The following is a 21,273-nucleotide window of genomic DNA, read 5'->3' as shown; positions in this document are numbered from 1 at the left end:
CGAGGGTACAAAGATAGATAGCGCAAAAATGACACCACAAACGAACAAATCCCAACAAGGAGCGCACGTGGACGACGTCCTGGCAAGAGCCGGCATCTTCCAAGGAGTCGAGCCCTCAGCGGTAGCGGCGCTGACAAAGCAGCTGCAGCCCGTCGACTTCCCCCGTGGACATGTCATCTTCAACGAAGGTGAACCCGGTGACCGCCTGTACATCATCGTGTCCGGCAAGGTGAAGATCGGTCGACGCTCACCCGACGGTCGCGAGAATCTGCTGACGATCATGGGCCCGTCCGACATGTTCGGCGAACTGTCCATCTTCGACCCCGGCCCCCGCACCTCGACGGCTACGACCGTCACCGAGGTTCGCGCCGTGAGCATGGACCGCGACGCTCTCAAGGCATGGATCCAGCAGCGCCCCGAGATCGCCGAGCAGCTTCTGCGCGTTCTCGCCCGCCGTCTGCGTCGTACCAACAACACCCTGGCCGACCTGATCTTCACGGACGTTCCCGGCCGTGTCGCCAAGGCGCTCCTGCAGCTCGCGCAGCGCTTCGGCACTCAGGAAGGTGGCGCCCTGCGCGTCACTCACGACCTCACGCAGGAAGAGATCGCCCAGCTCGTCGGCGCTTCCCGCGAGACCGTCAACAAGGCGCTCGCCGATTTCGCACACCGCGGATGGCTTCGCCTCGAAGGCAAGAGCGTCCTGATCTCGGATTCCGAGCGCCTCGCTCGTCGCGCGCGCTAGCTCTTCCTGTTCGACTCTTTCGGCCGCTCCCGCTTCTGTGGGGGCGGCCGAAGTCGTTCACTGAACTCTTGTTGTACCTATCGGTAAAGTCTGTACCGATAGGTACATATCTGATCGAGAGGCCCCGCAATGACCGTCCGAGCACCGATTCCGCCCTTCACTCACGAAACTGCCGTCCAGAAGGTCCGCCTCGCCGAGGACGGATGGAACTCCCGCGACCCGCACAAGGTGTCACTGGCCTACACGCCGGACAGTTGGTGGCGTAATCGGTCGACGTTCGTGACCGGCCGATCCGAGATCGTCGAACTTCTGACCGAGAAGTGGACCCGCGAACTGGACTACCGGTTGATCAAAGAGTTGTGGGCACACAGCGACGACCGCATCGCAGTGCGATTCGCGTACGAGTGGCACGATCACGACGGGCAGTGGTTCCGCTCCTACGGCAACGAGAACTGGGAATTCGACGCCGACGGACTCATGCACCACCGTCATGCCAGCATCAACGACGTTCCCATCGAGGAGTCCGAGCGAAAGTTCTTCTGGGATCCGACCGGACCACGCCCGCACGATCATCCGGGCCTGAGCGAGTTGGGTCTGTGATGAAAGGATGAATCCATGGCCAGACAGGTAGCTGAACGCTCGGACACGATTCCCGCTCTCGCGAACGTGTTTCGAACCTACGGGTTCGACGGAGCAAGCCTGGCCGTCATCACCGAACACACCGGTTTGGGCAAAGGCAGTCTCTACAACTTCTTTCCGCGCGGGAAGGAAGAGATGGCCGAGGCGGTGCTCGACGAGGTCGACGGATGGTTTCGCAGCGAAGTCTTCGAACCTCTTCGAGCAGAATCGGTTCCACCGAGGCAGCGCATCCAGAGCATGTTCGCTACCGCGGGCGACTACTTTCGGTCAGGGCAACGCATTTGCCTGTTCGGCGCATTTGCACTCGGTGAAGAGCGAAACCGCTTCGGCGCCAGGGTGCGAACATACTTCGACGAATGGACAGCGGCTCTCGAGGCGGCACTCGTCGGTGCCGAAGATTCCATCGGACTCGCCGAAGAAGCCGTGGCCGGGATCCAAGGGGCGATCGTGATGTCCCGGGCCCTGGACGACGGTTCCGTATACAGCCGAGTGACGACGCGACTCGAAGATCGACTGGTACAGGCACTCACGCCGTAACGCATACCGCACGACCACAAAGGCATTTGTGCCGCGGCATCCACCTGGCATGCTCGAAAAAGCATGCACAAGAAGAAAGGAACCCATGCCCTCGTTCGAGACGGTGATCGCATCCACCCCTTCGGGGAAGGTCCGCGGCCGAAAGCGTGACGGTTCCTACTACTTCGGTGCGATCCCCTACGCCAGCGCACCGCGCTTCGAGAAGCCGCGACCGGTGGAACCGTTCTCCGACGTCTTCGACGCCACAGCGCTTGGAACGGTCTTCCCCCAACCACCTTCACGACTCGAACGCATCATGGGGCCACCGCTCCCCGAACCGGGGCACAGCGAGGACAGCTTCACCGTCACCGTCACAACCCCGTCGCTGACCGGTCATCGCCCGGTGATGGTGTGGCTTCACGGTGGCGGGTACTCCAGTGGCGGCGGCTCACTCCCCTGGTACGACGGCGGCGCTTTGTCAGCCGAGGGCGACGTCGTCGTGGTGTCGGTCAACTATCGCGTCGGCGTGCTCGGATACCTCCTCCTCGACGGCGTCAGCGAAGGCAATCTCGGGGTACACGATCAGATCGCGGCGCTCGAGTGGGTGCGCGAGAACATCGAGGCATTCGGCGGCGACCCAGACTCGGTCACCGTATTCGGGCAGTCGGCCGGCGCCCATTCCATTGTGAATCTGTTGAGCAGTAACAACTCTCGAACCCTGTTCCATCGAGCAATTCTGCAGAGCACCCCACGGCCGGACCTCAACTTCACGCAGGCTGCCGCGATCGAGAACGGGGAGACGTTTGCCCGACTGCTCGACGGAGATCCTCGGACCGCACCGCTCTCCCACATTCTCGACGCATTCCGCGGCACGGCTGTCGAGTTCAGCCGGCGGTCCCCCAATGTCGTGCAACCGCCCTTCGCGCCGATCTCCGAACTGGAACCGGTGATCCGAACTTTCGAAACAGCGCCTGACGTCATCGTGGGATACACCCGAGAGGAGGGATCTGCTTTCGTGCGCGACGTAGCGGGAGTACCCGATCCCGAACACGTCGCCGAAAAGGCACTGACACAGAACATGTTTGCCGAACCGGCAATGGAGCTGGCCGAGACCTTCACAGCGGCCGGCGCGTCGGTGTACACGTACCGCTTCGACTGGGCACCGACGGACGACGTCTTCGGAGCAACTCACTGCATAGAACTACCCTTCGTGTTGGGAACCGAGCAGTCCTGGCAGGGCTCACCGATGCTGGGCAGCAGCGACTGGCAGAGCATCGACGCACTGGGCCGTCGGATACGCCGGCACTGGACGTCGTTTGCGCACACGGGAAGTCCGGACAGCAGCGAAACCTGGGAGAAGTACACCTCGTCCCAATCGATCGGAATCACCTTCTCCTGAGCAACTTCGGGCGCCTACCCACCCGGAGAAATCCCGTCTAGGATTGCTCCATGGACATGCCCAAGCTCCTCGACGGGCGACTCAAACTCCGCCATCTCCTGCTCGTCGACGCATTGAGCCGTCAGGGCAGTGTGGTCGGCGCCGCTGCCGCACTTCACATCACGCAACCTGTCGCGACTCGGAGTCTGCACGACATCGAGTCCATTCTCGGCGTCTCGCTCTTCGACCGCGGCCCTCGCGGCATCACCCCGACCATTTTCGGCGAGGCCTTCACAACTCATGCACGGGCCGTGATCGCGCAGCTGACCGAAGCCGGGCGACACGTCGTCGAACTTGCCGACGCCAATCGCGGAACCGTCATCGTGGGAACACATCTCGCCGGATCCAACGTGCTGCTTCCCGGCGCTATCGCGCGCCTGAAGGTTCACCACCCGTTGCTCACCGTCGTCGTGCGCGAAGGTACGCCAGAGCAGTTGCTCACCGATCTGGAAGCGGGCCGAATCGACCTGATCGTCGGCCGGCTCACCTCACCTACCGATGACACCGCGACAAGACGGAACCTCTACGCCGAATCCGTCGAACTCGTCACCCGCGTAGATCACCCGCTCGCTCACCGCGAGGACGTCCAACTCGAAGAACTACGCGGCTTCCCCTGGATCCTTCCCGGGGTCGAGACAGTGCTCCGCCGCGAACTCGAGGAGTTCTTCGCCCGCAACGGCTTGCCGTTGCCCGAAAATCGGGTCGAGGCAACCTCTTTCCTCACCGTGCGTCAGCTACTGGTCGAGACCGACATGATCGCGGTACTACCGAGCCTCATCCCCCGCGACGATGCGCGCTTGACCACCCTGTCCATCACACTCGATCCGATCGGGCACAGCGTCGGCATCACCTCGTCGGCGACTCGCACGTCGAGTCCGTCCGCGCAGGCCCTGATCGCGACGCTGGAGTCCTTTGCAACTGAGCTCATGCGACCGTGAAACGCCGATCGGCCCGTTCCCTCCAGAGGGAACGGGCCGATGTCGGATCAACCAGGACTCAGGCGTTTTCGGAGACGCGAATCTCCTCGTGCTCCAAGCCCCGCGACGAATCGGGGACAATCTTGAACAGTGCGATGGCGCCGACCAGGCTGATCGTGCACACCCCGGCGAGATACCAGGTCACACCGACCGAAGATCCGGTGGCGTCGAGCAGAGCCGTGGCGATCATCGGTGCCAGTCCACCGCCGAGAATTGCACCGCTCTGGAGGATCAGAGACGAGCCGGAATAGCGGACCTTGGCCGGGAAGGTATCGGCGATGATGCTGCCCTGGACACAATGTGTGACCGGAACGATCAGGCCCATGCCCAGGAACGCGATGACGGCGACCATTTTGTTCTCGGTGTTGAGGAGCGGGAAGAACACGATGCACCACAACAGGATTGCGGCAGATCCGCCGATGAACATGTGCCGACGCCCGTACTTGTCGGCGATCTTTGTCCAGAACGGGATGGAAAGGAACCACAGGACTGCTGCCGCGGTCACGCTGAGCACCAGGAATTGCTTGTCGTAGCCCAGATGTTGAGTTCCGTACGACAGGGTGAACACCATGAAGGCGTACGCCACGGCGGAGTTCGCCAAGCACGCGGCAAGCGTGAGAGACAAACGGGGGAAGCCGACCTTGAGCGACTCACGCAGCGGGAAGCGGACTATTTCGCCCTTCTCCATGATCCCGGCGAATGACGGCGACTCGGTGACGCGCAGGCGAATCACCAGACCGATCGCCACCAGAACGAAGCTGAGCAGGAACGGGATTCGCCAACCCCACGAAGCGAATGCCGAGTCCGACATCACGGCGTTGGTCGTCAGGAAGATGCCGTTGGCGAGAACCAGTCCGGCGGGTGTGCCCATCTGAGGGAAACCTGCATAGAGATTCTTCTGCCCCGCCGGCGCGTGCTCCATCGACATAAGTGTCGCGCCGGCGCCTTCACCGCCCAGACCGATGCCCTGAACGACGCGCATCGCCACCAGGAGGACGGGCGCCCAGAAACCGATGGAGTCGTAGTTCGGGATGAGGCCGATGAGTGTGGACCCGATGCCCATCATCACCAATGAGACCACGAGCGTGGCCTTGCGCCCGATCCGGTCACCGAAGTGCCCGAACACGAGTCCACCCACCGGCCGTGCAATGAACCCGACGGCGAAGGTGCTGAAGGCAGCCAGCGTGCCGGCCGTGGGGCTCAGGCTCGGGAAGAATTGTTTGTTGAAGATCAACGCGGCGGCTGTGCCGTAGAGGAAGAAGTCGTACCATTCGAGAGTTGTGCCGGCCAGGGTTGCCATGGCAACTCGGCTACGGGCCGCTTTCTCCGGCAACGGCTTTCCGTCGCTCGTAGTGCTGTTGGATATCTTGTCTGACATCGCGGAACCTATCGATTGGATGGGGCAGGCGGACGATGAAGTCTGTAGTCACCGACCCCGTCTTCGGGATTGTCGGTATCACGAGCGTCGTCGATCGTTGTGTTTGGAATTGTGCTCGCTCGAGACATGACTCACAAATGCCGAATTCACCGTCCGCCATACCGGAAAAGGTATAGCCGGGGCCTCAGACGAGACCCAGGAAGCGTTCGGCATTCCCCCGCGAAATCAGTTGGCGCGCAGTATCGTCCAAGAACTCACTCTTGCGAACCACCTCACCGACCGGACGCTCCCCCAAGGGGTACGGGTAATCACTACCCACCATCACACGGTCCACCCCCACCGTGTCCACCAACAGTCGCAGCGCACGCTCGTCGAAGACGACGGAATCCACGTAGAACCTTCCCAGGTAGTGCGACGGCGGGAACTGCGACGTACCGATGATGTCGTTGCGGCCGTGCCAGGCGTTTTCCATCCGTCCCAACCAGAACGCGAAAGATCCACCACCGTGCGCAAATCCGATCTTGAGACGATCGTCGATCTTGTCGAACACCCCACCGAGAATCAGTGCGAGTATCGACAGGTGCGTTTCGGCCGGCATCGCAGTGAGCCACTGCGCCATCCAGCGATCGAGGCGCGGAGAGTTGGCCATGTCCCACGGGTGCACGAATACCGGCACGTCCAGCGACGCGCAGTGCTGCAGGAACGTCACCACGCCCTCGCTGTCGAGGTCCAGATCGCCGACATGATTGCCGATCTCGACACCGCGGTGCCCGTTCGCGATGCACCGCTCCAACTCACGGCACGCCGCGTCGGTGTCTTGCAGAGGCACCTGGCAGAAGGGAATCAAACGATCCTTCGCCGGCTCCACGATCTCGAGTGCGAGGTCGTTGAAGATCCGTGCAATGCGACTTGCCTGCTCACCGCTCCGGCCGTAGTTGAAGAACGCCGGAGTAGGTGAGACGACCTGCGTCTGCACGCCGTCGGCATCCATGTCCCGAAGCCGCACCTCGGCGTCCCAGGCATCGGACTGGATGCGGCGGAACTCCTTGGTGCCCATCATGATCATTGCTTCGGTTTCCGACTCGACCTTCAGCCACGGCGCTTGCGGCCCCGCGTCTTCGGTCAGATCCGGCCACCCGTTGGGCACGTAGTGGGTGTGGATGTCGATCAGGTTGCTCATAGCTCAGCCCTTGCCGGGATGGAGCGTGCCGCACTTGTCACACGTGCGGGCTTCTTCGCTCTCGTAGAACTTGACGAACACCGGCGGAAGGTCGGCCACGATGTCGCGCACCTGAAGTTCGACCTCGTGAATCTTGTGATCACATTCGAGGCAGTACCACTGGAACTTCTCGAGCGTGCCTTCCTTGCGGACGCGTTCGATGACCAGGCCGATCGAGCCCGCGGTGGGACGCTGCGGCGAATGCGGAATGTCTCTTGGCAGCAACCAAGTTTCACCCTCGCGAATGTCGACGCGCTGAGGACCGTCTTCGGTCATGACATTGACGTGGATGTCGCCTTCGAGCTGGTAGAACCACTCCTCGTACGGATCGAGGTGGTAGTCGGTCCGCTGGTTGGGGCCGCCGACGACCTGCACGATGAAATCGTCTCCGAGCGCCATCGTCTGATTGTTGACGGGCGGCTGCAGGAGGTGGCGGTTGTCGTCGATCCACTTCTTGAAGTCGATGACGGGAGGAATCGTGGTCATGATGCATTCTCCGTATCTTCGGACGCCGTGCGTCGGGAGGCGGGCACGTACGCCACGCCGGAAAGTTCGATGAGCAGGTGAGGGTGGGGCAGCTGGTGAACAGCCACAGTCGTTCTCGTCGGACCGTTTTCGTCGAACAGTTCGGCGTACACCTCGTTGTATCCACCGAAGTCGTTCATCGACACCAGGTAGGAGGTGACCTGAACCAGATCACTGAGTTCTCCACCCACTTCGGCGAGGATTGCCGCGATGTTTTCGATGACGGCACGCGTCTGCGCCCGAATGTCGAGCGCCGTCGTCCCCATCTCATCGACCTCGACGCCGACAAACGTGTTGTCGGGTCGACGCGAACTGGTCCCGGAGACATAGACGAAATCGCCGACCACCTTGACGTGGGGGAACTTTCCGCGCGGCTTCGCCAGCTTCTCGATGACCTGCGCCCCACTCATCGCTTCACACCTTTCACCGTGACGGTTCCGAGTCCGTCGATAGTGCACTGTGCGACGCCCTCGTCGAGTCGCACAGCTGCTGTGGCGGCACCGGCCAGAATTACCTGACCGGCGCGCAACGGAATTCGGCGTCGGCGGGCGATGTCGAGCAGTGCATGCAAAGCGCGCGCCGGATCGCCGAGAATGGCCGACGTGGAACCGACTACCGTCTCGCCGCCGACTTCCATACGTACGGAACGGTCTTCGACGTTCTGTAGCGGCAGCCACCTCCCGATCACGTACCCGGCAGCGCTGGTGTTGTCAGCGACGACGTCGGTGTAGGTGAAGCGGAAGTCGCGGTACCGCGAGTCGATGATCTCCATTGCGGGAGCCAGTGCGTCGACGCAGGTTTCGATGTCGACGTTCGGATCGTCGAGATCGACGTCCTTCGACAGGCGGTATGCCACTTCGGGTTCGATCTTGGGATGAATGAACGTCCTCAGGTCGACTTCGCCGCCGTTGCTCACGCACATCGCGTCGGTCAACTGACCGACGATCACTTCGGAGACACCCATCTGCGCCATCTTCGCTTTGCTCGTGAAGCCGAGCTTGATGCCCACAATCGATTCACCACGGCTGGTGCGCCGTTCGAGGAGTTCGTTCTGGATCCGGTAGGCCTGGTCGATGTCGATGGTGTGTTCGTCGGCGAGGCTCGGCGTGTCGGTGCGCGTCTGCGCAGCGTCGTCGAGGCGACGCGCGAGCGCGGATACGGTGTCTTCGGGGGCTGTCATCACGCCTCGCTCATTTCTGGAAATCTTTTGCGGTTTCGATGTTCACAGTTGCACACATACATTCGTCGGTTCGGTGTAGAAGTGCAGCGAGGACTCGCCGCCCTCACGTCCGATGCCGGACAGGCCCATGCCGCCGAAGGGAGATCGCAGTTCGCGGGTGAACCACGTGTTGACCCAGGAGATTCCGACGTTCATCTTCTGCGCGACGCGGTGCCCGCGGCGCAGGTCGTTGGTCCACACGGAGGCAGCAAGGCCGTACTCGGTGTCGTTTGCGAGGGCGATCGCTTCGGCTTCGGTCTCGAACGGAATGAGTGCTGCGACGGGTCCGAAGATCTCCTCGCGCACGGCGCGATCCTTGTTGGTCAAGCCTGTCCACAGGGTGGGTTCGATCCAGGATCCGCCCGACAGTTCCTGTCCGAGGTCCGGAATACCGCCGCCGGTCAGCACTTTCGCGCCTTCCTGCTCGGCGATCTCGAAGTAGTCGAGTACCTTCTTCCGGTGTGCCTGCGAAATGAGCGGTCCGGTCGTCGTTGCATCGAGCGTCGGGTCGCCCAGACGCAATCCTGCTGCCCGCTCGACGAGTCCACCGGCGATGTTTTCGAAAATGCTGCGGTGCACGTACACCCGCTCGGTGCACAGGCAGACCTGGCCGGTATTGGTGAACACCGATTTGGTCAGGCCCGTCAGGGCTTCGTCGATGTCGACGTCGTCGAAGACGATCGCGGCGTTCTTGCCGCCGAGCTCGAACGAGACCGGACGGACTCGCGGCGCAACGGTTTTCATGACATGCGAACCCGTTGCCGAAGATCCGGTGAAGGTGACCCCGTCGATACCGGGGTGCGTGGTGAGGAACTCGCCGGCCGAGTTCGCACCGAATCCATGGACGACGTTGTAGACGCCGGCAGGCAGGCCGACCTCTTCGAGCACCTCGGCCAGCAACGACGCAGTCGCCGGGGTCTCCTCGGAAGGTTTGACCACCACGGAGTTTCCGCACGCGAGCGCGGGCGCAACCTTCCAGGTCAGGAGAAGCAGCGGCAGGTTCCACGGAACGATCACGGCGACGACGCCGAGCGGCTTGCGGATCGCGTAGTTCAGCGCCTGCTTGCCGCCTGCGAGATCCGTGACAAACGATTCCTGTCCCGCCGCGGCGACGATGTCGGCGAAGGTGCGGAAGTTCGTCAGGGCGCGCGCGACGTCGAGTTCGCGTGCCTGCGTGATCGGCTTGCCGGTGTCCGCCATCTCTGCGGCGACGAACTCTTCGAATCGCTCCTCGATCCGGTCGGCGGCGCGTCGCAGCAGAGCCGTCCGCTCTCGAACCGGCGTATCGGCCCAACCGTTGTCCAGAGCACGTCTGGCAGAGGTCACGGCCCGATCGACCAGGGCCTTGTCGGCCTCGTGGACCCGGGCGAGAACACGGCCCGTTGCTGGGTCGACCTGATCGAAGCTCGACGACTCGTCGGGTTCGACATAGGAGCCGTCCACGTAATTGCGGATCCATCCGTCGCATTGTGAGGTCATGGACTAACTATTGGCCCGTGACCCATATCAAACAAATGCAAAAACTGCCGCCAGCTATACCTCGATCGGCATAGATGGCGGCAGTTCGGCTACACAACTCAGCTCTTCGTGTCGGCGCCGAGCGCCTCAGCGGCGCAGATACGCCAACTGCACGTTGACGGATTTCTCCGCCACCGGCCACAGCTTCGGGTCGACGTCGGAGTAGACGTGCTCGACTACGTCGCGCACCGAGGCCGACTCCCCCAACGTCGACAGAGCGGCCCGCACCTGATCCAGACGCTCCTCGCGGTGGGCGAGGTACTGCTGCGAAATCGCCTGCAGATCGGGTAGGTCCGGACCGTGCCCGGGAAGAACCGTCAGTCCTTCGCCGAGTGCGGCCAGCGATCGCAGCGAGGTGAGGTAGTCCCCCAGATCGCCGTCGGAGTCGTCGAGAACTGCCGTGCCGCGGCCGAGAATGGTGTCGCCCGTCAGCACGCTCGCATCGTTCTCGATGACTATCGACACCGAATCCGCGGTATGGCCCGGCGTCGCGAGGATCCGCAACTTCAGGCCCGCTACCTCGATCACTTCACCGTCGACAAGCGCCGAAGCGCCCCCGCGAAGAAAAGTTGGGTCGACGGAACGCACTGGAGCCGAAGTCAATTCGTGGAAACGGTCCACCCCGCCGGTGTGGTCGTAGTGCCGGTGCGTGATCAAGGTCAGCGCAACCGGACCGATACCAGCGACACGTTGCAGGTGTTCCTCGTCGTTGTCGCCTGGATCGACGACTACACACTCGACGCTGCCGGGAGCATGCAGAATCCAGGTGTTCGTACCGTCCAGCGTCATCATGCCCGGATTGTTCTCGAGCAAGACCGAAGCGATGTCGGTGACGCGGCGAAGCTGCGCGTAGGCGGGATGGACAGTCGACATCAGCGAACTTCGACGATCAGTTCCACCTCGACCGGAGAGCCGAGGGGAAGTTCTGCCACGCCGACTGCCGAACGGGCGTGGATACCGGCGTCGCCGAGCACCTCACCGAGGAACTCGGATGCGCCGTTGATCACGCCGGGCTGACCGGTGAATCCTTCGGCGGATGCCACGAAGCCGACAACCTTGACGACACGGACGACGTTGTCGATGCCGACCAGGGCGTCGATGGCAGCGAGAGCGTTGAGCGCGCAGGTGCGAGCCGCGGCCTTGGCGTCCTCATCCGACACGCCCGCGCCGAGCTTGCCGGTCAGCGCCAGTTTTCCGTCGACGAACGGGAGCTGACCCGACGTGTACACGTGGTTGCCGCTGCGAACCGCGGGAACGTAAGCAGCGACGGGTGCCGCGACGGCGGGAAGTGCAATGCCCAGTTCGGCGAGACGCTCCGACCAGGTCTGTGTTGCCTCTGCCATGTGATTCAGCCCTTCGGACGCTTCATGTACGCGACGTGCTGCTCGCCCGACGCGCTCGGCAGGACGGCGACGAGTTCCCAGCCGTCGACACCCCAGTTGTCGAGAATTGCCTTCGGATTGTGGACCAGCAACGGAGTCACGGTGTATTCCCAGGAAGTTATTTCGCTCATGCGGTGAGCCTATCCCGCGTACATCTTCGGCCCCAGACTTATAGGCTCGCGGTGTGGTTGCATCCCAAGATGAGCTGAGCAGGACCTGGCCCGAGTCTGCGACGAAGGCCCGCCTGCACTTTGTGTCAGGTAAAGGCGGAACCGGTAAGTCCACGGTTGCCGCCGCGTTGGCGCTCGCGTTGGCCGAAGGCGGCAAGCGCGTTCTCCTCGTGGAGGTCGAGGGCCGCCAGGGAATCGCGCAGCTCTTCGACGTACCACCGCTTCCACCGCAGGAGACCAAGGTCGCGGCCGCCGAAGGTGGCGGTGAAGTGATGGCTCTGGCCGTCGACATCGAGACCGCGTTCCTCGAATACCTCGAAATGTTCTACAACCTCGGCTTCGCCGGCCGGGCGATGCGTAAGTTCGGCGCCATCGAATTCGCCACCACAATCGCTCCAGGCCTTCGCGACGTTCTGCTCACCGGCAAGATCAAGGAGTGCGTCATCCGCACCGATCGAACCGGCAAACGCGTGTACGACGCCGTTGTCGTCGATGCTCCCCCGACCGGGCGGATCGGCAGCTTCCTCGACGTCACCAAGGCGATGGCCGACCTCGCCAAGGGCGGCCCGGTGCATTCGCAGAGTGAAGGCGTCGTTCGGCTGCTGCACTCGCCGGAGACCGTCGTACATCTTGTTGCGCTTCTCGAAGCGCTGCCCGTTCAGGAAACCGCCGACGCCGCCGCAGAACTGGCGCGTGACGACCTCAACCTCGGTGCCATCATCGTCAACCGCGCCAGCCCGAGGTTCTTGCCCGAAGACCAACTCTCCGGTGCTGCAGCCGGCAACATCGATGCAGCTTCGATCCGGTCGACGCTCTCCGATGTCGGCATCGATCTGTCCGACGACGACTTCGCCGGCCTGCTCACCGAGACGATCGAGCACGCGTCGGTGCTCGAAGCTCAAGAATCCAGTGCGGAGAAGCTCCGCGAGATCGACGGCGCGCGGGTGCAACTTCCCGCACTCGCCGACGGCGTCGATCTCGGTGGGCTCTACGAGCTGGCCGAATACCTCACGGAACAGGGCGTGTGATGACCGAGACCACCGAGAACGTGACGGTCGGCAGTTCCAGGACCGGCCGACGCGCAGCTCCTGCCCTCGATATTTCGGCGATCATCAAGGACCCGACGGCCCGGATCGTGGTGTGTTGCGGCGCAGGTGGCGTCGGCAAGACCACGACGGCTGCGTCGCTGGCGTTGCGGGCAGCCGAAGAGGGCCGACGCGTAGTCGTCCTCACCATCGATCCGGCCCGTCGCCTCGCACAGGCCTTGGGTGTGGCCGAACTCGACAACACTCCGCAGCCGGTGAAGCTGGGTCCCGAGGCCACGGGCGAACTCCACGCGATGATGCTGAACATGCGTCGGACTTTCGACGAGATGGTCATCGAGCATTCGAGCCCTGAGAAGGCCGAGCAGATCCTGGCGAATCCCTTTTACCAAACCGTTGCCACATCGTTCTCCGGAACGCAGGAGTACATGGCGATGGAGAAGTTGGGGCAGCTGGCGTCGAACGACGCGTGGGATCTGGTGATCGTCGATACCCCGCCGTCGCGCAATGCGCTCGACTTCCTCGACGCTCCACAGAGGCTCGGAACATTCCTCGACGGACGGATGATCCGGCTGCTCTCGGCACCCGGCCGTGGCCTGACCAGGCTCGTGGCCGGCGCGATGGGATTGGCCCTGAAGGGTGTCTCGACCATCGTGGGAAGCCAAATGCTTTCGGATGCATCGGCATTCGTGCAGTCGCTCGACTCGATGTTCGGCGGTTTCCGTGAACGCGCCACGAAGACCTACGAGTTGCTGCGTCAGCCGGGGACTCATTTCCTGGTGATCGCAGCGGCCGAGCCCGACGCTCTCCGTGAGGCGGCGTTCTTCGTCGATCGCCTTGCGGGTGACTCGATGCCGTTGGCCGGTCTGGTTCTCAACCGCACTCACCCGACGTTGACGGCTCTGCCTGCCGATCATGCGGTGACCGCCGCCGACAAACTGGAAGCGAAGGAAAATGCGACCGAGGCCGAGGCCCTCACCGCAGCCGTTCTCCGCATCCATGCCCATCGGGCAGTGATCGCGAAGCGAGAAATCGCCTTGCTGAGTCGATTCACCGCAGCTCACCCGAGGGTGCCGCTGATCGGTGTTCCGTCGCTACCGTTCGAGGTCTCGGACCTCGAGGCGCTGCGCGCGGTGGGAGATCAGCTCACTCGTAAGGGCTGATCCCCCGATCGACCTGGATCAGACTGCTGAGTGATGCTGGCGCTGGTCTTCGAAGAACTCGGACCAGGAGTCGACGTCGGGGTGCTGCTTGAGCAGTGCACGGCGCTGACGTTCGGTCATTCCGCCCCACACACCGAACTCGACACGGTTGTCGAGAGCATCTGCTCCGCACTGCATGAGGACCGGGCAGTGACGGCAGATGGTGGCTGCCTTGCGCTGTGCGGCGCCACGAACAAAAAGTTGGTCGGGATCGACCTCGCGGCATCGCGCCTGAGTTACCCAGGCAATTCGTGCCTCGGCCTGCTCGATGTCCAAACGGCTACTCGGGGTGGCTGTGTACATTCTGGGTCCCCTCTACAAAGTCTGACCGTCGCCATGAGGCGAGCAGCGCACCATCTCAGCCGTCTCGCGGTAGCACGTGAAAGCTGAGACACATTCGTGATCGAGTGTTACGTCGATCACACTGATCACAATTTAGGTAAAGAACGCCCCTAACGCAAGACGGTCGGGAGCATTTTTTGGTACGGCAGTACAAAGCGCGTGTTCAGGAGGTTTTGAACACCCGCAAAACACTGAAACCGGTTCCAATGGGTGGGCACACGTACTCTGTAGATCGTGTCGATTGCAAAAACAGTGGCGAAGCTCGCCGGAAGCTCCGCATTGGCGGGTGTCCTGGTCGCAGGGGTGATGTTCCCGGTGGCCGGCGGATTCGGATTCGCGTCCAATCGCGCTGCCGATACCGTCGACAACGTCTCGGCCGAACTGGTCGAAGGCACGGTCCCCGCGGTGTCCACCATGGTCGATGCGGCAGGCAATCCCATTGCCTGGCTGTACGACCAACGACGCTTCGAAGTCCCGAGCGAGAAGATCTCCAACAACATGAAGTTGGCGATCGTCTCCATCGAGGACCGCCGGTTCCCCGACCACAAGGGCGTCGACTGGCAGGGAACGCTGCGCGCCTTCCTCACCAACACGACGACCGGTGAAGTGCAGCAGGGCGCGTCGACACTCGATCAGCAGTATGTGAAGAACTACCAACTGTTGGTCGTGGCCAAGACGGATGCCGAGCGCCGCGCTGCCATCGAGACCACCCCGGCCCGAAAGATCCGCGAGATCCGGATGGCGCTGACGCTGGACAAGGAACTCACGAAAGACGAGATCCTCACCCGGTACCTCAACCTCGTACCGTTCGGCAACGGATCCTTCGGCATTCAGGACGCGGCTCAGACCTACTTCGGCGTCGACGCCGCAGATCTGACCGTTCCGCAGTCCGCGATGCTGGCCGGCATGGTTCAGTCCAGCTCCGCGCTGAACCCGTACACGAACGTCGAGGGCGTGACCGAGCGTCGTAACACCGTGCTCGACACCATGATCACGAACATTCCGGATCGTGCCGACGAGTTCCGTGCAGCCAAGGAAGAGCCCCTCGGCGTCCTCGAAACCCCCAACAACTTGCCGCGCGGCTGCATCGCTGCAGGCGATCGCGGATTCTTCTGTGATTACGCACTGAAGTACCTCTCGGATGCCGGAATCACCCGCGACCAGATCAACGAGGGTGGTTACCTCATCAAGACCACTCTCGATCCGCAGGTCCAGGCGTCCACCAAGGCCGGACTGAACGCGAACGCGAGCGCCAACCTCGACGGCATCGCGAACGTGATGAACGTGATCAGGCCGGGCCAGGATTCACACAAGGTCATCGCGATGGCCAGCAGTCGCACGTACGGACTCAATGCCGACGCCGACGAAACCGTCCAGGCGCAGCCGTACTCCCTTGCCGGTGACGGTGCGGGTTCCGTCTTCAAGATCTTCACGACCGCTGCGGCGATGGAGAAGGGCCTCGGCATCAACGCGACCCTCGACGTGCCCAAGCGCTTCGAAGCCAAGGGCATGGGTAGCGGTGGTGCGGCAGGCTGCCCGGTCTCGACGTACTGCGTGGAGAACGCCGGCAACTATCCGCCGACGCTGTCCGTGACCGACGCCCTGGCACAGTCCCCAAACACCGCTTTCGTCAAGCTCATCGAGGCGACCGGCGTCACGCCGACCGTCGACATGGCTGTCCGTCTCGGCATGCGCTCGTACGCCGATCCCAACACCTCGGGCTTCGACGAGCGCAGCATGGCCGACTTCCAGAAGGAACAAAACCTCGGTTCGTTCACCCTCGGCCCCACCTGGATCAACCCGCTCGAACTCTCCAACGTCGCGGCCACTCTCGCCTCGCACGGCAAGTGGTGCCCGCCGAGTCCCATCGATTCGGTCTTCGACCGCTACGGCAAGCCGGTGGCCGTCACCGAGCAGGGCTGTGAGCAGGTCGTCGAGCCCGGCTTGGCAGACACACTCGCCAACGCCATGAGCCGTGACGACGTCGGCGCCGGTACGTCTGCCGGTGCCGCGAGCAGCGCCGGATGGAGCCTGCCGATGTCGGGCAAGACGGGTACCACCGAGACCCACAAGTCCTCGGCGTTCCTCGGTTTCACCAACAACCTCGCTGCGGCCGTCTACATCTTCGGCGACTCCCCGACACCCGGCGAGATCTGCTCGAGCCCGCTACGCCCCTGCTACAGCGGCAACCTGTACGGCGGTACCGAACCGGCGAGATCCTGGTTCGCGGCAATGAACCCGGTCGCCAACAACTTCGGGCCCACCTCGCTGCCCCCGATCGACGAGAAGTACGCACGGGGATCACAGAACGGCCAGGTTCCCGAGGTTGTCGGCCTGAGCCAGTCGGCGGCGACGTCGAGGTTGCAGGCGTCCGGCTTCACGGTCAATTCCGTGACCACGGCATCCGGAGCACGGGCGGGAACGGTCACCGGAGTTTCGCCGTCCGGGTCCGCGATCCCGGGTTCGACCGTCACGATCTACATCAGTGACGGGTCCGTAAGGGCTCCGGCAGCACCCGCATCTCCAGCAGCTCCGGCACCGGGCGCGACTCCCCCGGATGCGACTCCGCCGGGAGGCGAACCCGCACCGCCTGCGGGGACCCCACCGAACTGACGGCCCTGAAAACTGACGGCCCTGAAAACAAGAACGGCCGCGATCTCCGAGTGACTCGGAGTTCGCGGCCGTTTTCGGTTTCCGGTGGCGCGCTTCTACAGGCGGGACTTCACTGCTGCAGAGATACGTGCGCCATCGGCCTTGCCCTTGGCCAGCGCGCTGGCGGCCTTGATGACCTGGCCCATCTGACGCATACCCGGACGCTCACCGAGCTCCTCGGACACCTGAGCGAGGGCGGTGTCGACGACGTCGACGAGTTCGGCGTCGGTCAACGGCGTCGGCAGGTACTCGTCGATGATCTGAGCTTCGGCGCGCTCTTTCGCGGCAAGTTCACCGCGGCCGTTCTCGGTGTAGATCTCGGCCGATTCGCCGCGCTTCTTCGATTCCTTTGCAAGGACTTTGATGATTTCTTCGTCGGTGAGGACCCGTGCTTCCTTACCGGCAACCTCTTCGGTCTGGATGGCTGCCATGAGCATCCGAAGGGTGGCTGTACGTAGCGGATCCTTCGCCTTCATGGATGCAACCATGTCGGTTCGGAGGGTGGCTTTGAGCGATGGTGTCGTGTCGGACATGGTGGAAACGCTACGCGCTCGGCGTTTCGAGCGTGCCGATAGTTACCTCCGCCCGGACACAATTCTCTGTGGAATAGCTGTAAAAGGCGGCGAGAGCGACGCAGAAGAACGCCACACCCGTATCCTTGAGAGGTGTCTTCCCAGTTCCGCACCAATCTGACCCGCACCGCACTTGGTGCCGCGGGCGCCGCTGCACTAGGGATCGGGTACGCATCCGGCATCGAACGCAATGCATTTGCACTGCGTGAGGTGACGATGCCAGTCCTGGCGCCCGGTTCGTCGTCGCTGCGGGTCCTCCATCTCAGCGACCTGCACATGATGCCGAACCAACGGTTGAAACAGAATTGGTTGCGTGAGCTCGAAGGCCTCGACCCCGACCTCGTGGTCAACACCGGAGACAACTTGTCGCATCAGCGCAGCGTCCCGGCAGTGGTCCAGGCGCTCGGCGATCTGTTGGCTCGGCCGGGTCTGTTCGTCTTCGGCAGCAACGACTACTTCGCTCCGAAACCGAAGAATCCACTGAGCTACATCTTCAACAAGGACAAGCGCATCACCGGGGATCCCCTCCCCTGGGGCGATCTGCGGGCCGCGTTCACCGAACGTGGATGGCTGGACATGACCCACGTGCGCCGCGAACTCGAAGTGGCCGGTATTCGCATTGCTGCCGCCGGCGTCGATGATCCGCACCTGAAGCGCGATCGCTACGACACCGTCGCCGGAACACCGAATCCCGTCGCCCAGCTCAAGCTCGGCCTGACGCACTCGCCCGAACCTCGAGTTCTCGACCGGTTCGCCGACGACGGCTACGACCTGGTGCTCGCTGGCCACACGCACGGTGGTCAGCTGTGCCTTCCGTTCTACGGCGCGCTGGTCACCAACTGCCAGATCGACCGATCCCGGGTCAAGGGACCGTCGAAGTGGGGCGCGCACACCCAGCTGCACGTCTCAGCGGGCATCGGCACTTCGCCGTGGGCTCCGGCACGCTTCTGCTGCCGCCCCGAGGCAACTCTGCTGACTTTGGTTCCGGCGACCAGGCGCGAACCGGAGCATGTCTCCGCACACAGTTCCGCAGAGTCTCCAGCGTCGGTTCTACGCAACTGACCTGCGGATTTAATGTCAGTCGACTCGGTAATGTAAGCTAACCGAGGTTCGACACGGGGTGTGGCGCAGCTTGGTAGCGCGCTTCGTTCGGGACGAAGAGGTCGTGGGTTCAAATCCCGCCACCCCGACAGTGAAGAACAGAAATCGAGGCCCTTCCGCTTTACGCGGGAGGGCCTCGATTTCGTTGACGATAAGGTGAAGCCGTGGCATCCGAACCAGACTTCGCGCACAACGACATGGCGAGCCGTAGCCGACGTGAGAAAGCTGTCGGTCTTGCCAAGTTCGCCTGGGATCGCGATATCAGTAGTGCAGAGTTGCTCGACATGCCCGACGATCGGCTGCGCAAGCTTGCGCGGGCGGCGGGCGCCAATCCGCCGAGCACGCGGGAGACCTGGACGATCGCGGCCGGACTGCTCGACGAGAAAGCCGTGTGGGCAGCAGCCAACCCAGACCGTCCCGAAGCTCGGCGTGAGCATCCCGACGAGAAGATCATGTGGGTGAAGAAGCCGATCGAGCCCTGGCTGTGACAGCCGAATTCAGCGCAGGTGTGACAGCCGAATTGAGTGCAGCTGTGACAGCCGAATTGAGTGCAGCTGTGACAGCCGAATTCAGCGGAGCTGTAAAGCGGTGATCGGGCAGGTCGATGAAGTAGTTGTGGATTGCTCCGCACCAGCCCAGTTGGCGACCTTCTGGGCCGGAATCCTCGGTGGGCAGCCGGTGGAGCGGAGCGCGGAGTGGGCGTTTGTCGACCCTCCAGGATGGACTCGCCTCGCCTTCCAACGTGTACCGGAATCCAAGCTGACGAAGAATCGTCTACACATCGACGTCAGTGTGGATGACGTCGTCGCTGCGACCGAAGCTGCCGAGCGCCTCGGCGCAACTCGGGTCGGCACTGTCCAGGAGGACCCGGCCGGCACCTTTCAGGTGCTGCTGGATCCCGAGGGAAACGAGTGGTGCGTCGTCCGAAGTGCCGGGAGGTGATTTACGCTCCCGCTACGGTTTCGCGAGCCCAACGGTAGTCGGCCTTACCGCTGGGCGAGCGGAGGATGGTTGGTACGAGCACGATCGAGCGGGGGATCTTGTACCCGGCGACGTGGGTGCGGCAATGCTCCGACAATGATTCCGTCGCAACATCTTCGAATCCCGGTCGAACCTGCACCACCGCGGCGACCTTCTCGCCGAATCGTGCGTCGGGCGCGCCCGCTACCAAGGCGTCGAAAACTGCCGGGTGAGTTTTGAGTGCCTGCTCCACTTCTTCGGGGTAGACCTTCTCGCCGCCGGAGTTGATACACATCGAACCGCGCCCGAGCAGCACGATGGTTCCGTCGGCTTCCATCGTGCCCATGTCCCCGAGTACCGCCAGACGAACCCCGTCGACGACAGGAAAAGTTGCAGCAGTCTTGGCCGGGTCGCCGAAGTAGGCAACGGGAACATGGCCGGCCCGGGCGATGAAACCGACTGTGTCCGAGCCTGTTTCGATGCGACGGAATTCGTCGTCGACAAGAATCATGTTGGGGTTGGATCGAATTCGTTTGGAACCGTCCACACCGAATTCGACGACGCCGTCGTTGCCGGATTCCGAAGCACCGAATGCATCCTTGATCACCAACCCCGGTAGTCGGGTTGTCAGTTCTGCCTTCAGGTTCGGGGAGAACAACGCGCCACCAGACCCGATCAGTTGGAGAGTCGAAAGGTCGTAGCGCCCTTCGCTTGCGGTGATGGCGTCGGCGATCGGCCGAGCAATCGCGTCGCCGACGACGGTGATTCCGGCGATCTTCTCGGCCTCGACCAGTCGCAGCACTTCCATCGGATCGAAGCTGCGGGTCAGTACTCGGGGCGCTCCCATGAGGAATGCCGTGAGCAGTGAATAGATTGCGGCTCCATGCATGAGCGGCGGGATGAGTAGCAGCACAGTTGGATTGGTGTTCGCTACAGCTGCATCCACAACCCCTTCGAGACTCCGACGCGGCGGCCCGCTGAGGTTCGCTCCGGACAGCGCGGCGAAGAAGAAGTCCTCGTGCCGCCACACCACACCCTTGGGCATTCCGGTTGTGCCGCCGGTGTAGATGATGAAATGGTCGTCGTTGCTGCGAGGGCCGAAGTCGCGGGCATCAGTCTGCGCGGCAAGGGCGTTCTCGTAGTCTTCGCCGACGATCAGCACGTGGGTGATCTCCGGACACTGCGGAACCACGGCCAATGCCGTCGGCGCGAATTCCTCTTCGACCAGCAGTGCCACCATTTGAGAGTTGGTGTAGATGTACAGGAGTTCTGCATCGGTATAGCGGAAGTTGACGTTGATCGGTACCGCTCTGATCTTCAAGCAAGCCAGGAGCGCTTCGACGTACTCGACGCAGTTACGCATGTGAATACCGACGTGCTGCCCAGGCTCGACGCCCACCGACTGCAGGTGATGAGCGAGTCGGTTCGATCGCAGTTCGAGTTCGGCGTAGCTCAATCGCACGTCTTCCAGAATCAAGGGAACTCGATCGGGGATCGCATCGGCAACGGCCTCGAACAGATCGGCAATGTTCAGGGTCATCGAAATCCTCACTACACGCGTCTTCGCTTACCAGTACAGGTCTTTCGCGAAGCTAACACGTTGGTCGCACCCTGTAGTCCGAATTGCGTAGCGGTCCCGCTGAGCGAGACCTGACGCGCCGCTCACCTGGCGTCAACG

At 62.7% G+C, this 21,273-nt stretch carries 23 protein-coding genes and 1 tRNA gene; 12 read left to right on the top strand and 12 right to left on the bottom strand.

What is annotated here, in order from left to right; translation table 11 throughout:
- Nucleotides 1–67: 67 nt before the first annotated feature.
- From ACBG85_RS02565 to ACBG85_RS02545, 5 genes are all read left to right on the top strand, one after another.
- Nucleotides 68–742: a Crp/Fnr family transcriptional regulator gene (locus ACBG85_RS02565; RefSeq protein ID WP_003943506.1), complete on the top strand. Its 675-nt coding sequence runs from the start codon at nt 68–70 to the stop codon at nt 740–742.
- A gap of 129 nt (nt 743–871) precedes the next feature.
- Complete coding sequence (locus ACBG85_RS02560; RefSeq protein WP_007732407.1) at nt 872–1,342, top strand: nuclear transport factor 2 family protein; 471 nt, start codon at nt 872–874, stop codon at nt 1,340–1,342.
- Between the two features lie 15 nt (nt 1,343–1,357).
- The gene (locus tag ACBG85_RS02555; protein WP_003943459.1) at nt 1,358–1,918 is read left to right on the top strand and encodes a TetR/AcrR family transcriptional regulator; all 561 of its coding nucleotides are present in this window, start codon (nt 1,358–1,360) and stop codon (nt 1,916–1,918) included.
- Nucleotides 1,919–2,003: 85 nt separating this feature from the next.
- On the top strand, nt 2,004–3,296 hold the full coding sequence (locus ACBG85_RS02550) for a carboxylesterase family protein (protein WP_063315189.1): 1,293 nt from the start codon (nt 2,004–2,006) through the stop codon (nt 3,294–3,296).
- Nucleotides 3,297–3,346: 50 nt separating this feature from the next.
- Nucleotides 3,347–4,273: a LysR substrate-binding domain-containing protein gene (locus tag ACBG85_RS02545; protein ID WP_003943516.1), complete on the top strand. Its 927-nt coding sequence runs from the start codon at nt 3,347–3,349 to the stop codon at nt 4,271–4,273.
- A gap of 58 nt (nt 4,274–4,331) precedes the next feature.
- Here ACBG85_RS02545 and ACBG85_RS02540 read toward each other — a convergent pair whose 3' ends face one another.
- The 9 genes from ACBG85_RS02540 to ACBG85_RS02500 all read right to left on the bottom strand — a co-directional run bounded on the left by ACBG85_RS02540 (nt 4,332) and on the right by ACBG85_RS02500 (nt 11,684).
- Entirely contained in the window at nt 4,332–5,690 is a 1,359-nt protein-coding gene (locus ACBG85_RS02540; RefSeq protein ID WP_042446679.1) for an MFS transporter, read from the bottom strand.
- Nucleotides 5,691–5,874: 184 nt separating this feature from the next.
- Entirely contained in the window at nt 5,875–6,870 is a 996-nt protein-coding gene (locus ACBG85_RS02535; RefSeq protein WP_042922846.1) for an amidohydrolase family protein, read from the bottom strand.
- A gap of 3 nt (nt 6,871–6,873) precedes the next feature.
- Nucleotides 6,874–7,395, bottom strand: coding sequence for a 3-hydroxyanthranilate 3,4-dioxygenase (locus ACBG85_RS02530; RefSeq protein ID WP_372026087.1), 522 nt, complete (start codon nt 7,393–7,395; stop codon nt 6,874–6,876).
- Nucleotides 7,392–7,844 (bottom strand): RidA family protein, encoded by a 453-nt coding sequence (locus ACBG85_RS02525; RefSeq protein ID WP_372026085.1) that lies wholly within the window; start codon nt 7,842–7,844, stop codon nt 7,392–7,394. The genes ACBG85_RS02530 and ACBG85_RS02525 overlap by 4 nt, the downstream gene beginning before the upstream one ends.
- Nucleotides 7,841–8,614 carry a 2-keto-4-pentenoate hydratase gene (locus ACBG85_RS02520; RefSeq protein WP_042446669.1) on the bottom strand — a complete coding sequence of 258 codons (774 nt, stop codon included), beginning with the start codon at nt 8,612–8,614 and terminating at the stop codon, nt 7,841–7,843. Before ACBG85_RS02520 ends, ACBG85_RS02525 begins: the two co-directional genes overlap by 4 nt.
- 42 nt (nt 8,615–8,656) lie before the next feature.
- Nucleotides 8,657–10,132 (bottom strand): 2-hydroxymuconic semialdehyde dehydrogenase, encoded by a 1,476-nt coding sequence (locus ACBG85_RS02515; protein ID WP_217018286.1) that lies wholly within the window; start codon nt 10,130–10,132, stop codon nt 8,657–8,659.
- Nucleotides 10,133–10,258: 126 nt separating this feature from the next.
- Nucleotides 10,259–11,044: an MBL fold metallo-hydrolase gene (locus ACBG85_RS02510; protein ID WP_007732381.1), complete on the bottom strand. Its 786-nt coding sequence runs from the start codon at nt 11,042–11,044 to the stop codon at nt 10,259–10,261.
- Nucleotides 11,044–11,514, bottom strand: coding sequence for a RidA family protein (locus ACBG85_RS02505; RefSeq protein WP_003943508.1), 471 nt, complete (start codon nt 11,512–11,514; stop codon nt 11,044–11,046). Before ACBG85_RS02505 ends, ACBG85_RS02510 begins: the two co-directional genes overlap by 1 nt.
- Nucleotides 11,515–11,519: 5 nt before the next feature.
- Nucleotides 11,520–11,684 (bottom strand): hypothetical protein, encoded by a 165-nt coding sequence (locus tag ACBG85_RS02500; protein WP_003943454.1) that lies wholly within the window; start codon nt 11,682–11,684, stop codon nt 11,520–11,522.
- Between the two features lie 53 nt (nt 11,685–11,737).
- On the opposite strand from ACBG85_RS02500, the gene ACBG85_RS02495 reads away from it, so the two are divergent.
- Entirely contained in the window at nt 11,738–12,751 is a 1,014-nt protein-coding gene (locus tag ACBG85_RS02495) for an ArsA-related P-loop ATPase (protein WP_037130910.1), read from the top strand.
- Nucleotides 12,751–13,929, top strand: coding sequence for an ArsA family ATPase (locus ACBG85_RS02490; RefSeq protein ID WP_007732380.1), 1,179 nt, complete (start codon nt 12,751–12,753; stop codon nt 13,927–13,929). Before ACBG85_RS02495 ends, ACBG85_RS02490 begins: the two co-directional genes overlap by 1 nt.
- 18 nt (nt 13,930–13,947) lie before the next feature.
- Here the strand turns inward: ACBG85_RS02490 and ACBG85_RS02485 are convergent, their stop codons facing one another.
- A complete protein-coding gene (locus tag ACBG85_RS02485; RefSeq protein ID WP_007732375.1) occupies nt 13,948–14,271 on the bottom strand; it encodes a WhiB family transcriptional regulator in 324 nt (107 codons plus the stop codon).
- A 291-nt stretch (nt 14,272–14,562) separates the two neighbouring features.
- Here ACBG85_RS02485 and ACBG85_RS02480 point away from each other — a divergent pair, with 291 nt between their 5' ends.
- Complete coding sequence (locus tag ACBG85_RS02480) at nt 14,563–16,923, top strand: transglycosylase domain-containing protein (protein ID WP_047270021.1); 2,361 nt, start codon at nt 14,563–14,565, stop codon at nt 16,921–16,923.
- A 95-nt stretch (nt 16,924–17,018) separates the two neighbouring features.
- Here the strand turns inward: ACBG85_RS02480 and ACBG85_RS02475 are convergent, their stop codons facing one another.
- Nucleotides 17,019–17,495, bottom strand: a complete 477-nt coding sequence (locus ACBG85_RS02475) for a GatB/YqeY domain-containing protein (RefSeq protein WP_003943491.1) — start codon at nt 17,493–17,495, stop codon at nt 17,019–17,021.
- A 132-nt stretch (nt 17,496–17,627) separates the two neighbouring features.
- Here ACBG85_RS02475 and ACBG85_RS02470 point away from each other — a divergent pair, with 132 nt between their 5' ends.
- The 4 genes from ACBG85_RS02470 (at nt 17,628) to ACBG85_RS02455 (ending at nt 19,577) form a co-directional block, all read left to right on the top strand.
- On the top strand, nt 17,628–18,596 hold the full coding sequence (locus tag ACBG85_RS02470; protein WP_003943461.1) for a metallophosphoesterase: 969 nt from the start codon (nt 17,628–17,630) through the stop codon (nt 18,594–18,596).
- Nucleotides 18,597–18,650: 54 nt separating this feature from the next.
- Nucleotides 18,651–18,724 (top strand) — tRNA-Pro (locus ACBG85_RS02465).
- 75 nt (nt 18,725–18,799) lie between these two features.
- Nucleotides 18,800–19,123, top strand: coding sequence for a hypothetical protein (locus tag ACBG85_RS02460; protein WP_003943496.1), 324 nt, complete (start codon nt 18,800–18,802; stop codon nt 19,121–19,123).
- Nucleotides 19,124–19,223: 100 nt separating this feature from the next.
- Nucleotides 19,224–19,577 carry a VOC family protein gene (locus ACBG85_RS02455; RefSeq protein ID WP_073513339.1) on the top strand — a complete coding sequence of 118 codons (354 nt, stop codon included), beginning with the start codon at nt 19,224–19,226 and terminating at the stop codon, nt 19,575–19,577.
- A gap of 1 nt (nt 19,578) precedes the next feature.
- Here the strand turns inward: ACBG85_RS02455 and ACBG85_RS02450 are convergent, their stop codons facing one another.
- On the bottom strand, nt 19,579–21,135 hold the full coding sequence (locus tag ACBG85_RS02450; RefSeq protein WP_372026078.1) for an acyl-CoA synthetase: 1,557 nt from the start codon (nt 21,133–21,135) through the stop codon (nt 19,579–19,581).
- Nucleotides 21,136–21,273 lie beyond the last annotated feature (138 nt).

This window comes from Rhodococcus sp. NyZ502, from assembly GCF_041464245.1.
Lineage (GTDB): Bacteria > Actinomycetota > Actinomycetes > Mycobacteriales > Mycobacteriaceae > Rhodococcus_F > Rhodococcus_F qingshengii.
This window is presented reverse-complemented; position numbering and strand designations above follow the sequence as displayed.

What these genes read in the sequence shown, in the direction of transcription:
- ACBG85_RS02560 (WP_007732407.1), top strand. Translation starts at nt 872, where the DNA reads ATGACCGTCCGAGCACCGATTCCGCCCTTCACTCACGAAACTGCCGTC.
- ACBG85_RS02555 (WP_003943459.1), top strand. Translation starts at nt 1,358, where the DNA reads ATGGCCAGACAGGTAGCTGAACGCTCGGACACGATTCCCGCTCTCGCG.
- ACBG85_RS02550 (WP_063315189.1), top strand. Translation starts at nt 2,004, where the DNA reads ATGCCCTCGTTCGAGACGGTGATCGCATCCACCCCTTCGGGGAAGGTC.
- ACBG85_RS02545 (WP_003943516.1), top strand. Translation starts at nt 3,347, where the DNA reads ATGGACATGCCCAAGCTCCTCGACGGGCGACTCAAACTCCGCCATCTC.
- ACBG85_RS02540 (WP_042446679.1), bottom strand. Translation starts at nt 5,690, where the DNA reads ATGTCAGACAAGATATCCAACAGCACTACGAGCGACGGAAAGCCGTTG.
- ACBG85_RS02535 (WP_042922846.1), bottom strand. Translation starts at nt 6,870, where the DNA reads ATGAGCAACCTGATCGACATCCACACCCACTACGTGCCCAACGGGTGG.
- ACBG85_RS02530 (WP_372026087.1), bottom strand. Translation starts at nt 7,395, where the DNA reads ATGACCACGATTCCTCCCGTCATCGACTTCAAGAAGTGGATCGACGAC.
- ACBG85_RS02525 (WP_372026085.1), bottom strand. Translation starts at nt 7,844, where the DNA reads ATGAGTGGGGCGCAGGTCATCGAGAAGCTGGCGAAGCCGCGCGGAAAG.
- ACBG85_RS02520 (WP_042446669.1), bottom strand. Translation starts at nt 8,614, where the DNA reads ATGACAGCCCCCGAAGACACCGTATCCGCGCTCGCGCGTCGCCTCGAC.
- ACBG85_RS02515 (WP_217018286.1), bottom strand. Translation starts at nt 10,132, where the DNA reads ATGACCTCACAATGCGACGGATGGATCCGCAATTACGTGGACGGCTCC.
- ACBG85_RS02510 (WP_007732381.1), bottom strand. Translation starts at nt 11,044, where the DNA reads ATGTCGACTGTCCATCCCGCCTACGCGCAGCTTCGCCGCGTCACCGAC.
- ACBG85_RS02505 (WP_003943508.1), bottom strand. Translation starts at nt 11,514, where the DNA reads ATGGCAGAGGCAACACAGACCTGGTCGGAGCGTCTCGCCGAACTGGGC.
- ACBG85_RS02500 (WP_003943454.1), bottom strand. Translation starts at nt 11,684, where the DNA reads ATGAGCGAAATAACTTCCTGGGAATACACCGTGACTCCGTTGCTGGTC.
- ACBG85_RS02490 (WP_007732380.1), top strand. Translation starts at nt 12,751, where the DNA reads ATGACCGAGACCACCGAGAACGTGACGGTCGGCAGTTCCAGGACCGGC.
- ACBG85_RS02485 (WP_007732375.1), bottom strand. Translation starts at nt 14,271, where the DNA reads ATGTACACAGCCACCCCGAGTAGCCGTTTGGACATCGAGCAGGCCGAG.
- ACBG85_RS02475 (WP_003943491.1), bottom strand. Translation starts at nt 17,495, where the DNA reads ATGTCCGACACGACACCATCGCTCAAAGCCACCCTCCGAACCGACATG.
- ACBG85_RS02450 (WP_372026078.1), bottom strand. Translation starts at nt 21,135, where the DNA reads ATGACCCTGAACATTGCCGATCTGTTCGAGGCCGTTGCCGATGCGATC.